Raw genomic sequence first — 14,198 nt, 5'->3', positions numbered from 1 at the left:
TCCCCCTATGCATCTCCCATCTCAATGACAGCCTTACCGCCAGGTTTTCGACCGTTTTCGATATCCCCGATCAGTTGAATGGCATCGTGCAGAGCAACAGTTTTGCCTACAGGGATTCTGAAGCTTCCTGCACTGGCAGCTTTGGCGAGCTTATCCAGAATGTCTGCGCGTGGCGACCCGATGACGGGCTTGAGACGGCGGTCAAAGATCGCGCGAACAAACTTCCAGGGGCCAGGGTTCAGATCCAGAAACACGCCTCCCGCGCGCAGCATTGCAACGCCTGTGGAAATCGAAAGCGTCGCCGCCGTGTCGTAAACGATATCGAATCGGGCGGTGATACTGGATAACTGTGTAGTGCGATAGTCATACACGGTTTGCACACCGAGTGTTTGTGCCCTTTGGATGTCCTTGGCGCTGCAACTGCCTGAGACGACAGCGCCATGCATCATTGCTATTTGCACAGCGGCCTCGCCGACGGCGCCGGCACAACCATTGATGAATACATGCTGGCCGGCGTGCAACTTCGCCTTGTCGATGAGTCCATTCCATGCGGTTATACCTGGCGTGCCGAGGCACGCGGCGTCCTGGAATGAAACTTCATCGGGCTTTTGGGTTAGAAATGCTTCTTTGGTGATAACAGCCTCGGCAAACGCGCCGCTTTCTTTGAATCGGGCTAATCCAAAAACCGCATCGCCCACCTTCAAACGCTTGACACCTGGGCCGACCGATAAAACTGTGCCAGAAAAATCCATCCCCATTGTTCTAGGGAATTTATTACCGGTGACGATTTTCATTTGCCCGCTACGCAGCTTCCAGTCAATCGGATTGATCGCAGCAAATCTGACTCTGACCGCCACTTCGGCTTCGCCAGGGGGAAGCAGGTCAAAATCTTCGACCCGCATAACATCCGGCCCGCCGTAGGTGTGATATTGAATGCGTTTCATGATACGTCTCCAAACCTCATCAAGTAGGTGAGCCAGCTTCGGAGTCAAATCTAACGGTGTATGTGGACAGTTTCTGTCACCATTCAAATGGGCCGTGTACAGGGCGCAATCTGATGGGCGTGCCATTCAGAAATCTTGCGGTAACAGGAGTTGGCGAAATCTTCATCTGGTTGCAGGCGAGCCAGGTTCGCTATGGAAGCGGGCCCAAAGGCTCAAGCTCGCGGATGAGATCAATGAGCAGGCGAAGGCCCACGGGAACCTGCCTGAAGCTGGAGTAGTAGATGTGAAAACCTGGGTCGTAGTGAGTCCAGTCCTCCAGGACTCGCTGCAGCGAGCCTTCGGCGATCTGTCGTTCGACGACAGACGCGGGAACATACATCAAACCGGCGCCGCGCATCGTCATTGCTACACCAACGCGGGTTTCATCGATGGTTATGGCGCCGGGCGCGTCAATCTCCATCTGTTGACCCTCTTTCGAGAATTGCCAGTGGTAGATGCGTGCGTTACCCAGACGCACGCGTAAACAACGATGTTGGTATAGATCCTCAGGCTGTTTCGGGGTACCGAATCGCGCAAGGTAGTCAGGCGATGCAACGACTGCCCATGCCACATCGGGAGACAGGCGTTGAGCAATCATGTCTGCGGGAACCGTCCCACCAAAACGAATGCCTGCGTCATGCCCGTCGCCGATGATGTCGACCATCCGATTGGTGACGGTCAGGTCGACCTCAATGTTCGGATAGCGGTCAACAAAAACCGGAAGAGCGGGGCCCAACAGCAATTTTGCGCCGTCGCTCAGGACGTTCAAGCGAATACGCCCGGCGGGCTCATCACGCAGCCGATTCAGGGACTCAAGCGCTTGCCCGATATCATCTACGGGAGTGCTGATGAGGCCCTGCAACTCTTCGCCCGCAGCCGTGAGCGTCACGCTTCGGGTTGTGCGATTGAGAAGTCGAACACCAAGCCGTGTTTCAAGCCCCTTCATGGCATGGCTCAGCGCTGACGCACTGATGCCGACCTCCAGACCTGCCTTTCTGAAGCTCTGATGCCGAGCGATGGCGAGGAAATAAACAATATCTGCCAGGTTCGTGCGGCTGAGCTGCATGGATGACTCCGAAGCCAAGTGAATTGAATAAGGGAAGGTCAGCCCAGCGCGGGCAAATGGTCGATGAGCTTATCGAGCGTAATGGGATAATCGCGAACCCTGATGCCGGTAGCGTTATAAACAGCGTTGGCAATGGCCGCTGCTGCTCCGGAAATACCAAGCTCGCCGACACCTTTGGCCTTGAGAGGTGTTGCATAGCGGTCTACTTCATCCAGGAAAATGACTTCCTGATGCGGGATGTCGGCATGCACTGGTACTTCGTAGCTGGCCAGATCGTGATTAACAAAAAATCCCAGGCGATGATCCACAATCATTTCTTCCATTAGCGCTGCACCTGCGCCCATGGTCATCCCGCCGATGATCTGACTGCGGGCTGTTTTGGGGTTGAGTATCCGTCCTGCTGCACAGACCGCCAACTGGCGGCGGATACGAATTTCTCCTGTGGCCGCGTTGACGCCAACTTCGACAAAGTGAGCGCCAAAGGTTTGCTGGGCATACTGCTTTGCCAAGTCGCCGAACTCCATGATGTCTTCGGCCACTACATCACCGTCCAGTGCCGCTTGTGCCAATGGCGCGCTGTTTAAACCATCACGAATCTGGCCATCGATAAATTCCGCTTTTGCTGGGTCCATGCCAAACCTCGTAGCGATGGTTTCCCGCAACTTTACGCAGGCGGCGTACACGCCTGCTGTAGATGAAGCTGCGCCCCATTGGCCGCCTGATCCGGAAGACTCAGGGAAACGTGAATCCCCTAGATGCACGTTAACCTTATCCATGCCTACACCCATCATTTCCGCAGCGGTCTGGGCAATGATGGTGTAAGAGCCGGTTCCGATGTCTGTCATGTCGGTTTCAACGGTGACGATGCCATCGCGATCCAGCCGGACGCGAGCAGCAGATTTCGTTGTAGGTGCGCCTCGAATCGCAGAGGCCATGCCGATGCCGGTCCACCAGCCGTCATGCAGTTCCTTGCCGGGAAGGGGGTTGCGTTGAGCCCAGCCAAAACGATCAGCTCCCGTATTCAGACATTCGACTAACTGGCGCTGAGAAAACGGGCGATCAGGCTGCTCCGGGTCTACCTGGGTGTCGTTGATGACGCGAAACTTCACAGGGTCCATGCCCACTTTCTCAGCCATTTCGTCCATGGCAATTTCCAGCGCCATCATGCCAGGCGCCTCACCGGGCGCTCGCATGGCGCTACCTTCAGCAAGGTCGAGTTTGGCCAGGTACAAACGGGTCATACGGTTCGCGCCCGCATACAATGTCCGGGTCGATGCGGTGGCGGCTTCAGTACGACCACCGCGCAGATTGCCGGACCAACTCTCATGGCCGATGGCGGTGAGTTTGCCGTCCGGATTGGCACCCAGCCGTATTCGCTGAATCGTTGCGGGTCGGTGGGTCAGGTTGTTGAACATCAGCGGGCGGGGAAGCGCTACTTTGACCGGCCGCCCGGCTTCTTTGGCCGCAAGAGACGCCAACACAGCGTCACACAGAATGGTGCCTTTTCCGCCAAAACCGCCGCCAATGTAAGGCGAGATCAAATGAATGTTGTCTTTGGAAATACCCAGTGTTTTGGCCAGATCTCTGACACCCCAGTTCATTTGTTGAATAGACGTCCATAGCGTCAGCTTGTCTCCTTGCCACTGAGCAATGGTAGCGTGGGGTTCCATCATCGCGTGGGCATGATCCGGGGTGGTGTAATGACCGTCGAGGGTGAAAGCTGCTTGCTTGAATGCGCCTTCGAAATCCCCGATCGCCGTGTGTGGAGGCGGGCCAAACGCGCCCGGTGCAGGTGTTGTTGCTGACTCTCGCTGCGCGGCAAGGTCATAGGCACCAGACTCCTTGACGTAATGGACGCGAAGCAAAGCAGAAGCGGCCCGGGCCTGTTCGAACGTCTGCGCGACGACGATTGCTACCGCCTGGTGATAGTGGTCCACCTCAGGGCCGGCAAGTGCGCGATCCACGTAAAATTCGCCTCTGTCCAAATGCCCGGCATTTTCATACGTGACGATTGCAATAACGCCGCTGGCCTGGCGTGCTTCGCTCGAGTCAATTGAGGAGATCCGGCCTTTGCCAATGGATGCACCTAATACATAGCCGTAGGCGGGCGCGCTGACAGTGGCCTGCTGTTCGTAAGCATAGGTCGCCGTGCCGGTTGTTTTAAGTTTGCCTTCAACACGATCTTCGGGCTGACCAATCACTTTCATCTGATCGATTGGGTTGGTGCTTGCAGGCGTATCAAACTTCATGGGGCTTGCTCCTTTTCAATCGACCGACCGCCTTCATGCCTCTTGGCAAGGCAATATTCACCAGCGCACCGGATGAAAAGACAGTGTTACTGGACTTCTCGTAGTCGGAGCCTATGGCACCGGGCGCTTGCTGATAACCGGGGTTTTCAACATGAAGCCATGAGCGGGGCTCAGTAGTGTGCCGTGAGGCTCCTCATCCCTGTTCACTCATGCATACGAATGGGAACTCCAATTGTTGCCTTTTATTGCGAGCAAGCTCACTCGTACAGAAAACCGCATTCATCTGTAGGAGTGAGCTTGCTCGCGATGACATAGGTAATGGTTCAGGAAAACATTACGAATGTGACGTATCGTTTTAATTACCAGCGAGTTGGCCCGTCGTTTTTAGCCTTGCTGAAACAAAGAGCCCCGGTAGCTTTGCAGGCTACCGGGGCTCTTTGGCGAACGTGAGCACAACGTTAACGTTGGCGATTGTGCCGAAGAATAGAAAAATTCAGTGCAGCCGCCACCGAGAGCCACGCCAGATAGGGCAATAAAATCAGGCCCGTAACGATGTCCAGTTGGAAAGACATCACGACCATGGTAGCGACTACCACCCAAAGCAGCGCGAGGACCACCATCGCAATGGCGATGCGGTGCGCGCCGAAGAATACCGGTGTCCACAACGTATTCAGCGCTATTTGTGCAGCCCACAGCGCGAGCACGATCTCGCTGCCAGGGATCAGGGTCAAACGGTAACCTGCCCATGCGAGCAGCAGATAGATCGTCGTCCACGCCACCGGGAAGGCCCAGTTCGGTGGGGTAAAGCCTGGCTTTTGAAGCGACTCGTACCAAGCCCCAGGTTTGAAGATGATGCCCGTTGCGGCGGCAGCACAGCATGCGAGTAGATAAATGTAGAAGGTCATAGTGATTCCTGAACGGAGGACATGTGATCTGAAAAGGCGGTGCCTGTCGCGGAATTGGATGCTTATGTGCTGAAAAAGTCCGTCCCGGATTCAACAATCAGCGACGTCCAGTTTTCCACACCATTGCGCTCAGGCTGTTTCTCCCAATCAGAGCGTCTCCCAGACAGGCCGTATAACCGGGCAGCGGCCGTTTATTTATTAGCGTGCAAACCAATGACTCGGCCGAGGAGGGCAGGCCTCGGCAGCTCGGATTGTCCAGCGCTTATGGCGTTAAGTCTTTCCTGTGTGGCATCGGTAAACGCTGTTGCATGCGGCCCGGCCAGATCTACGTGCGACAACATCTGCTCATTGCCAGCCAGCTCCATCTCATCGCCGACCAGATGCAAGCTGTGATAGAGATGCAGGCGCTTGGCGTCGTACGCAATCAGTTGGGTATGCACCTCAACTTCGGCGCCGAGTTTGACTTCATGCAGATAATTGAGGTGCAGCTCCAGTGTGAACAGCGAGTGGCCGCTGGCTTCGCGGTTATCGCTGTCCAGGCCCAAGGCGTCCATCAGCCCGTCAGTGGCGTAGCTGAAGATCAGCAGGTAGTACGCGTCGCGCAGGTGCCCGTTATAGTCGACCCAGGCGGGTTGGACTTGGGTGGTATAGGTGGTCAGTGCTGGCATTTGGGAGATTCCTGTAAACCGGCTTTAGCCGGGCGAGCGGTATTTCTGGCGAAGGATATTTAACGACTGTGCCGACGCCCTCCCGGCCAAAGCGGGTCCACGGGGAGGGGGGGCGCAAAACTGTGGGGGCTGGCTTGATTGCAGTGGCGATACTCAACTCACCGCCGCCAGCCCCTAGCGTTATTCGACAAAGGTCATGCCATGCCTGGTCTTGGTCGTTTTCACCGCCTCCAGCACTGCGAGCAAGCAATCATCACGGTAGCGCTCCAGCTCTGAAATACTGCGTTTACCCAGCTGATCACGGGTGCCGTCGACCACATCGTCGATCAATTTGTCGGTCAGCTCCGGCGCTGGCAAGTAGGTCCACGGCAACTGCAACGCCGGGCCGAACTGCGCCATGAAGTGACGCATGCCCGCGTCGCCACCCGCCAATGTGTAGGTAAGAAAAGTGCCCATGAATGACCAGCGCAACCCGGCACCGAAGCGAATCGCATCATCGATTTCGCCGGTGGTCGCCACGCCGTCATTGACCAGGTGCAGCGCCTCGCGCCATAGCGCTTCGAGCAAGCGATCGGCGATGAAGCCGGGGACTTCCTTGCGCACATGCAGCGGGCGCATGCCGAGGGATTCATACACCTTGATAGCCGCCGCAATGGCCGCCGGAGCGGTATTCTTGCCGCCCACCACTTCCACCAACGGCAGCAGGTAAACCGGATTGAATGGGTGGCCGACCACGCAACGTTCCGGATGCACCGAGCTTTCGTAGAATGCACTTGGCAGCAGGCCGGACGTACTTGAACCAATCAACACATTCGGTCTGGCCGCCGCGCTGATCTTGCTGTGCAGATCCAGTTTCAGCTCCAGGCGTTCCGGAGCGCTTTCCTGGATGAAGTCCGCGTCCCTCACACACTCTTCGATAGTGGCGGCAAAGCGCAGGCGGCTCTGGGATGCACCTGGTGCCAGACCCTGTTGCTCCAGAGCGCCCCAAGCATTGGCGACACGTTCGCGCAGCGCCGCTTCGGCCCCGGGAGCGGGATCCCAGGCGACCACATCAAGGCCATGGGCGAGGGCGCGGGATACCCAGCCGCTGCCGATCACGCCGCTGCCGAGAGCGGCGAAGGTTTTGATTTCAGTGATAAAGCTCATGGCGACATTCCTGAAGAGTGCGGTGATTCGATGTACAAGCCAACCCGGATATGGGAGTTAGCTTGTATCTGATTTGGCTTACTTTCCTGTAGGCGCTCATGAGCACCGCGAGGCGGCGATGGCGGTGGATCAGACGGGACGCCATCGCTGCCTCGTGGTGCTCTGAGCTCTAACAGATCCTGTGTTTGTGGCGCGACAGCGCGGCGCGGCGCATCAGGCGTTAGCCGCGCTTGGTGAGGCCCATCTTGATGCGACCTTCCGCCGGGGTCATGACTCGCGCGCCAAGGCGGCTGAGGATTTCACTGGCGCGTTCCACCAGTTGCCCATTGGTAGCGAGCACGCCCTTGTCCAGCCACAGGTTGTCTTCCAGACCGACTCGCACGTTGCCGCCCAGCAATACCGCTTGCGCGGCCATCGGCATCTGCATGCGGCCGATGCCAAAACCGGCCCACACCGCGTCGGCGGGCAAGTTATCGACCATGGCTTTCATGGTGGTGGTGTCGGCCGGGGCGCCCCATGGAATTCCCAGGCACAGTTGGAATAACGGCTTATCGAGCAATCCTTCCTTGATCATCTGCTTGGCGAACCACAGATGGCCGGTGTCGAAAATTTCCAGCTCAGCCTTCACGCCCAGCGCCTGGATACGTTCGGCCCCGGCACGCAGTTGCGACGGGGTGGACACATAAATAGTGTCGCCATCACCAAAGTTCAGAGTGCCGCAGTCGAGGGTGCAAATTTCCGGCAGCAGTTCCTCGACATGGGCCAGACGTGTCAGCGGGCCCACCAGGTCCGTATTGGGGCCAAACTCCATCGGACGCTCGCCGTCGCCGATCTCCAGATCGCCACCCATGCCAGCGGTGAGGTTGACGATGATGTCGATATCGGCCTCCCGGATACGCTCCATCACTTCGCGGTACAGCGCCACGTCGCGGCTGAATTTGCCGGTATGCGGGTCGCGCACATGGCAGTGCACCACCGTCGCACCTGCCTTGGCGGCCTCGACCGCGGCTGCCGCAATTTGTTTGGGCGTGACCGGTACGTGCGGGCTTCTGGCGGTCGTGTCGCCAGCACCAGTGAGTGCGCAGGTGATGATGACGTCGTGGTTCATAGGGTTGGCTCCTTACAGACGTGGAGATGCCGTTCGCGGCCGGGGATGACCGCGAAACGTGAGTTCAAATCAGGTTATTGACTGCTCAATTGAAGGTTTGCCGCTGCCGGTTTGCCGTCGAAGGTGGTGACGCCTTCCAGCCAGCGCGCCTGGTCTTGGGGATTGTCCTTGAGCCACTGCTTGGCGGACTCCAGGGCATCCTTGTGATCCAGGATTGGCTGCATCATCCGGCTCTCTTCCGCGGAAGTGAACGTCAGGTTGGTCAGCAATTTGTGCACGTTGGGGCACTGTTCGGCATAAGTCGGCGAAGTAACGGTCCACACGGTCGCCATGCCTTCGTTCGGGCCCAAAGCGCCGTCGCTGCCGTTCAGGTACGTCATCTTCAAGTTGACGTTCATCGGGTGCGGCGCCCAGCCGAAAAACACCACGGCTTCCTTGCGGCGCACCGCGCGGTCTACGGCGGCGAGCATGCCGGCTTCGCTGGACTCCACTAGCTGGAACTTGCCCAGGCCAAACTGGTTTTTAGCGATCATTGTCTTGATCTGGGTATTGGCGCCTGAACCAGGCTCGATGCCGTAGATCTTGCCGCCCAGTTCCTTTTCGAACCTGGCAATATCAGCAAAGGTCTTCAGGCCTTTGTCCGCCAGGTAATCAGGCACGGCGAGGGTGGCGCGGGCGTCTTCCAGGCTTGGTTTTTCGAGGACCTTGACTGTCTTGGCCTCAACGAACGGCGTGATGGTCTGGGTCATCAGCGGATTCCAGTAACCCAGGAACAGGTCCAGGCGCTGGTCACGAATGCCCGCGAAGATGATCTGCTGGGAAGCGCTGGTCTGTTTGGTCTTATAGCCGAGGCCGTCGAGCAACACTTGGGTCATGGCGCTGGTGGCGATGACATCGGTCCAGTTCACCACGCCCATGCGCACGTTCTGACATGATGCGGCATCTGCTGCCATCACGTTGGAGCTCAAAATAGTGGTGACGCTGAGTGCAAGTACGTTACGGCTGATCAGTCGGTTCATGGTGGGGCCCTGGGCAGATTGTTATTATGGGTTTCGGCGTCTTTGTGCGCCGTGAGATCAAGTTACGCGGCCTGACAGGCGACGAAGCGCACGGCGGCGACCGGCTTTTGCACTACGGCGACCTGCCACCCTTGAATCCGCCCATAACCGGAATTATCACAGCAGCACGCTGCCGGTCCGACGAGAGCGCCCCATGGCCCAGGATTTCTATTTTTTGTTGATGCCGGGGTTTTCGGCCATCGGCTTTATCTCCGCACTGGAGCCGCTGCGGGTGGCCAACCGCTTTGGCGGCGAGCTATACCGCTGGCACGTCTTGAGCGCCGACGGCGAGGCGGTACACGCAAGCAACGGCATGTCGGTGAACGCCGACGCATCGCTGATGCCGCTGGAAAAAGACACCACCTTGCTGGTGGTAGCAGGCTTTGAACCGCTGCAGTTTGTCACTCCGGCCCTGGAGCAATGGCTGCGTCGACTCGACCATGAAGGCGTGACCCTTGGCGCCATCGACACAGGCGCATGCGTGCTTGCCAAAACCGGCCTGCTCGAAGGCTATCGGCTGACCCTGCACTGGGAGGCCATCGACGCATTTAAAGAGTCCTATCCACGGCTCACCGTGACCCAGGAGCTATTCGAGATCGACCGCCGCCGCATCACCTGCGCTGGGGGCACCGCGTCCATCGACCTGATGCTCGACCTGATCGCCCAGGCACATGGCCCTGAGTTGGCGATTCAGGTGTCTGAACAATTCGTCCTTGGTCGCATCCGCCCGCGCAAAGACCACCAACGGATGCAGATCGCCACGCGCTACGGCATCACCAACAAGAAACTGCTACACGTGATCGGCGAGATGGAACAGTACACCGAACCGCCGCTGAGCACGTTGGCGCTGGCCGAGGCGATCAAAGTCACCCGACGCCAGCTGGAGCGCTTGTTTCGTTTGCATCTGAACGACACGCCGAGCAACTTCTATTTGGGCCTGCGTCTGGAGAAAGCCCGGCAACTGCTGCGTCAAAGCGGTCTTAGTGTGCTGGAAGTGAGTATCGCCTGCGGATTTGAATCGCCGTCGTATTTCACACGAAGCTACCGAGCGCGGTTTGCGAAATGCCCGAGGGAGGATCGGAGGCGAGAGCTGATCTGAATCTCGTTCCTTCGAGCGAAAATTATGCGCCTGGCTTTCAATACACATCGCCTGCCATGAAGCAAAAGTCTGTTCGAATATCAAAGGCTGTGTCGGCTGTGAACCGCGAGGTTACAACCGGTGATAAGTCGAGTCTTGTGCGACATCGAACTTTACTCATGCGTTATAAATGGCTCGCTCTTGCTTTGATTGCGGCGCATCAGCACATACACCGCAGCAGAGGCGAGTAGCGCGAACATCGCGGCAATCAAGAATGCACCGGCGAACCCCTGACTATAGCCTTGCTGAGCAAGCCTTTTCAGCGTTTCAGTCAAGTCGTTGGGGTACATAGCGACAGCACGGTCGAAGTCGCCAGCCATGACATATTCAGCAAATCCGCTTTCAACAGACACTCCGGAATGCATCAGGCTGCTTTCAATCGCAGATCTCACGCCGCTGGCCAGCACCGCTCCCAGTCCGGCGAAGCCCAGCAATATACCGGTGAAGCGGGACGTGGTGCTGATGCCTGATGCCATTCCCGCCCGATGCCTGGGAACAGTGCCCATGATTGCCTTCTGGGTTTCGCCATTGAGCAATCCACCGCCTGTTCCCAGAACTGCCATACCGGAAATCAGCAACAGTTCTCCCTGGTTAACGGCAGCGAACATCAGGATCAGGTTACCCAATGCAACGATCAAGAGCCCCAGTGCCAGGATCCGCGCACTATCAAGGTAAGGCGAAAGTCGCCGACCTACCTGCGGAAAAATCAGCATCGCGAGGGCAAAGGGCAGCATGGCGATACCCGCTGCAAGTACGCCGTTTCCACGGCCGTTTTGTAGAAAAAGCGGTAACAGCGATGCCATGACCTGAGCAGATGAGGCGTAGGCGAGCATCGCGAGTACGGCGCCGACGAAGGGCCTGGCTTTGAACAATTCAAGATCAAGCATCGGGTAAGTGCGACGTTTTTCAACCCAGACAAAGACTGTGAACAATAGCAGGCCTGCGATCATGCTCAGGAGCACGGGGCTACTCATCCATCCATGACTGGGGCCGCTGATGAGTGCCCAGGTGACACTGAACATGCCCAGGGCGAAGAGCGTAATTCCCGGGATATCCAGAACCCGGGGCGTGGGGTCACGAGACTCATCCACCCGCATGACGACAGCGGTCGCCAGCAACAAACAGGCCGGGATATTGATATAGAACGCCCAGCGCCAGCCAAGCGAGCTACTGATCACGCCACCCATCAGCGGCGAGATAACCATGGTGAGTCCCATGATGCCACCCCATATCGCCCATGCATGGCTGCGCGCTTTTTCATCGTGGAAAGTATGTCCGATGATGGCCAGGGCAGGCGCAAGCAGGAACGCGGCGCCTACTCCCTGTACCGCTCTTGCGAGATAAAGGCCCGGTGCTGAAGGCGCCAGACCACAGGCCAGGGAAGCGACGCCGAAGAGTGCTATCCCGAATAGAAACACGAGCCGTCGACCGTACCGGTCAGCAATGGAGCCAGCCGGAAGGAGGAGGGCAGCAAAGCAGAGCACGTAGGCGCTTATGACCCACTCGATCTCTGCAAACGATGCATGAAGATCTCTGGCAATGGTTGGCAAAACGATGCCCACGACGTTCGTATCAAGAACGGTCATGGCACAACCTGCTGACGCGACAACCAGTATGGCTGCTTCTTTTCTCATGGAACGCGAGCCTCTTTGGATAGCCGGGGCGGTGACTGCATTGGTTGAATTAAGCGTTATTTGAATGCAGCCAGACCGGCTTGAGCGATTTCTTCATCGTGCTGAGGCGTGTCCGCGGAGACTCCGACGGCTCCAACGGTGTGTCCGTGGACGATGATCGGAAAACCTCCGCGCATCAGCACGAAGCCTTGGGCGGTGATGGCGGCCGGTCTCTGGCCATTGATAGCGTCTTCCAATGCGCCGCTGGGACGACGGAACAGAGCGGCAGTGCGAGCTTTCCCGGGCGCCAGTTCGACACCCGCTGGGACAGCGGCGTTGTCCATTCGGGCGAGCAGAATAGGCGAACCCGCATTATCGACAACTGCGATAACACAAGGCCACCCGGCCATTTGCGCCTTGGTTTGCGCTGCCGTGAGGATATGTTGAGCTGCGGCAAGGGTCAGAACTGGCTGGGTGGGCAAATCTGATGCAGCTGCTGGCAAAGAGATCAATGCAAGGCATTCGGCTAGAACCAGAGCAGTGGCGATGTGAGGAAGACGGAACATGGGTGAACTCCTGATGTGGTGAGTTCAGCGATTGAAACAGGCAGGATAATTCAGTACAACAAAGCTCAACCGTCTTATAATTCAGTAAATCTGAATAGCAGGTGCAGCTTTCATGGATATTCGCCATCTCCGCTCCTTCGTCACAGTTGCGGAAAATCTGCATTTCTCACGCTCAGCTGAGCAGTTGGGCGTTTCTGCCCCAACCCTTACTGCGCAGATTCAGGAAGTAGAGAGCTCGTTAGAGGCTCGGCTTTTTAATAGAACAAAGCGTTCCGTTGCTTTGACTCCGGCAGGGGAGGCATTTCTGAGAGAAGCCCGCGCTACTCTGGAACAATTCGAGAAAGCTATCAGCGTGGGTCAACGTGCAGGTCGAGGTCAGGTCGGCCGCGTTGAAATCGGCTACGTGGGGTCAGCCGCCTTTTTCGGCGTACTCCAGGACCAAGTCCAGCGGTTTCGCAATCAGTGGCCAGACGTCATGGTGAACACCCGTGAATTCCCTACAGAGCAGCTCACCGCACTGCTTGAGGATGGACGGATTGATGTGGCCTTTGTACGAATGCCAGTGGATCTACCTGACGCGATCTCCAGCCGTATTTTGGCGCGAGACCGCTTCTGCCTGGCGTTGCCCGCTGACCATTTCCTGGCAAAAACAGTTAATGACATTCTCCCGAGCGCGCTTGCCAGCGAATTGTTTGTCCTACCTGAACAGGGGTTGGGGTTGCGCGAAGTGGCCAGGCGCGGAAGATTCGCTCCACAGATTGGTTCGGTTCCTGGAAGTCTGGTCGCTGTGCTGACACAGGTGGCACTGGGTATGGGTATAGCGGTGATCCCCAGCGTTCTCGTTCAAACTGTCCAATTGCCGAATATTGTCTTCAAGGAGATAGCCGGGCCGCCCATATTTTCAGAGGTGGGAGCGTTGTTTCGCCGCCATGAGAAACTGCCAATTGTGTGCAATCTGATTAGTCAGATCCTTGAGAGCAAAGATCTGAATCATCCACACTAAGGTCCATATGAAAGATAGTCAGGGATCGCAGGAGACGCAGCATGTTAAAAGAGTTTTCCATATTCACCGACACTGCAACAATTTCAATATTTGATATCGATGCCATGAAGCATCGAGTTTCAGACTCCCCTGACTGGTGGAGCATTGTGGAGGACGAGATTCTCGAGATAAACGAAGGTAACATCGTTTTTCTTGGTTTGGGAGAAGACGGTAACTACACGATAAAAATTCTGGACACCATAGAAAATGAAGCAGGGTCATTAAATATATACTTCCCATCGGGCAACGTTTTTATTGGGGCAGGGGAGGACACGTCCGGGGGAGAGCTCGAGCCAGATGGCTCTGATGTGATGCAAGGAGAAACCTTAAACTTCACCCCGGGGAACTATAGTATGAAGTTCGCCAGAGAGGGCTCTGTAATAGAACTCTGCTTTACCCCGGGGCTGGAAAAACAGAACGCCATAAAAGAACCCGTCCGGATATAGAACTGTCGATACTCCAGGTCTGGCTATATCTCGGCAGCCGACCCCAAGTCAGCGGCAGCGTGGTGACCGCTGATGTGGAGCATTCCCATGTGGGCAGGAGTCATGGGCATTGAGGCGATCGAACGGCCTCGCACATTCCCTGTGGGAGCGGTGCTTGCCCGCGATGCAGATTACTCGGTATGTCTGATGCACCGAGGCGCCTGAATCGCG

The 14,198-nt window shown here is 57.0% G+C and carries 13 protein-coding genes; 3 read left to right on the top strand and 10 right to left on the bottom strand.

The window, feature by feature from the left end; translation table 11 throughout:
* Positions 1-5 precede the first annotated feature (5 nt).
* The 8 genes from CKW31_RS06990 to CKW31_RS06955 all read right to left on the bottom strand — a co-directional run bounded on the left by CKW31_RS06990 (position 6) and on the right by CKW31_RS06955 (position 9,144).
* A complete protein-coding gene (locus CKW31_RS06990) occupies positions 6-944 on the bottom strand; it encodes an NAD(P)-dependent alcohol dehydrogenase (protein WP_095093648.1) in 939 nt (312 codons plus the stop codon).
* Between the two features lie 190 nt (positions 945-1,134).
* Positions 1,135-2,049 (bottom strand): LysR family transcriptional regulator, encoded by a 915-nt coding sequence (locus CKW31_RS06985; protein ID WP_095093647.1) that lies wholly within the window; start codon positions 2,047-2,049, stop codon positions 1,135-1,137.
* Positions 2,050-2,087: 38 nt separating this feature from the next.
* Entirely contained in the window at positions 2,088-4,298 is a 2,211-nt protein-coding gene (gene paoC / locus CKW31_RS06980; RefSeq protein ID WP_095093646.1) for an aldehyde oxidoreductase molybdenum-binding subunit PaoC, read from the bottom strand.
* A gap of 458 nt (positions 4,299-4,756) precedes the next feature.
* A complete protein-coding gene (locus CKW31_RS06975) occupies positions 4,757-5,203 on the bottom strand; it encodes a TspO/MBR family protein (RefSeq protein ID WP_095093645.1) in 447 nt (148 codons plus the stop codon).
* Positions 5,204-5,394: 191 nt separating this feature from the next.
* On the bottom strand, positions 5,395-5,871 hold the full coding sequence (locus tag CKW31_RS06970; RefSeq protein WP_095093644.1) for a thioesterase family protein: 477 nt from the start codon (positions 5,869-5,871) through the stop codon (positions 5,395-5,397).
* A gap of 180 nt (positions 5,872-6,051) precedes the next feature.
* A complete protein-coding gene (locus tag CKW31_RS06965; RefSeq protein ID WP_095093643.1) occupies positions 6,052-7,017 on the bottom strand; it encodes an L-carnitine dehydrogenase in 966 nt (321 codons plus the stop codon).
* Between the two features lie 220 nt (positions 7,018-7,237).
* Positions 7,238-8,125 (bottom strand): 3-keto-5-aminohexanoate cleavage protein, encoded by an 888-nt coding sequence (locus CKW31_RS06960; RefSeq protein ID WP_095093642.1) that lies wholly within the window; start codon positions 8,123-8,125, stop codon positions 7,238-7,240.
* A 74-nt stretch (positions 8,126-8,199) separates the two neighbouring features.
* Positions 8,200-9,144, bottom strand: a complete 945-nt coding sequence (locus tag CKW31_RS06955) for a choline ABC transporter substrate-binding protein (RefSeq protein WP_095093641.1) — start codon at positions 9,142-9,144, stop codon at positions 8,200-8,202.
* Between the two features lie 193 nt (positions 9,145-9,337).
* Here CKW31_RS06955 and CKW31_RS06950 point away from each other — a divergent pair, with 193 nt between their 5' ends.
* Positions 9,338-10,282 carry a GlxA family transcriptional regulator gene (locus tag CKW31_RS06950; RefSeq protein WP_095093640.1) on the top strand — a complete coding sequence of 315 codons (945 nt, stop codon included), beginning with the start codon at positions 9,338-9,340 and terminating at the stop codon, positions 10,280-10,282.
* Between the two features lie 152 nt (positions 10,283-10,434).
* Here the strand turns inward: CKW31_RS06950 and CKW31_RS06945 are convergent, their stop codons facing one another.
* Both CKW31_RS06945 and CKW31_RS06940 read right to left on the bottom strand, forming a co-directional pair.
* The gene (locus tag CKW31_RS06945) at positions 10,435-11,907 is read right to left on the bottom strand and encodes an MFS transporter (RefSeq protein WP_256582507.1); all 1,473 of its coding nucleotides are present in this window, start codon (positions 11,905-11,907) and stop codon (positions 10,435-10,437) included.
* 104 nt (positions 11,908-12,011) lie between these two features.
* Positions 12,012-12,500: a heme-binding protein gene (locus tag CKW31_RS06940; RefSeq protein ID WP_095093638.1), complete on the bottom strand. Its 489-nt coding sequence runs from the start codon at positions 12,498-12,500 to the stop codon at positions 12,012-12,014.
* A gap of 112 nt (positions 12,501-12,612) precedes the next feature.
* On the opposite strand from CKW31_RS06940, the gene CKW31_RS06935 reads away from it, so the two are divergent.
* Together CKW31_RS06935 and CKW31_RS06930 are read left to right on the top strand one after the other, a co-directional pair.
* Positions 12,613-13,503, top strand: a complete 891-nt coding sequence (locus CKW31_RS06935) for a LysR family transcriptional regulator (protein WP_095093637.1) — start codon at positions 12,613-12,615, stop codon at positions 13,501-13,503.
* Positions 13,504-13,544: 41 nt separating this feature from the next.
* Positions 13,545-13,988 carry a DUF6386 family protein gene (locus CKW31_RS06930; RefSeq protein ID WP_095093636.1) on the top strand — a complete coding sequence of 148 codons (444 nt, stop codon included), beginning with the start codon at positions 13,545-13,547 and terminating at the stop codon, positions 13,986-13,988.
* Positions 13,989-14,198 lie beyond the last annotated feature (210 nt).

The sequence above is a fragment of the Pseudomonas sp. Irchel 3A5 genome, from assembly GCF_900187575.1.
GTDB classification, from domain to species: Bacteria; Pseudomonadota; Gammaproteobacteria; order Pseudomonadales; family Pseudomonadaceae; genus Aquipseudomonas; species Aquipseudomonas folii.
Note: the sequence above shows the minus strand (reverse complement) of the source record. Positions and strands in the feature narration are given on the sequence as shown.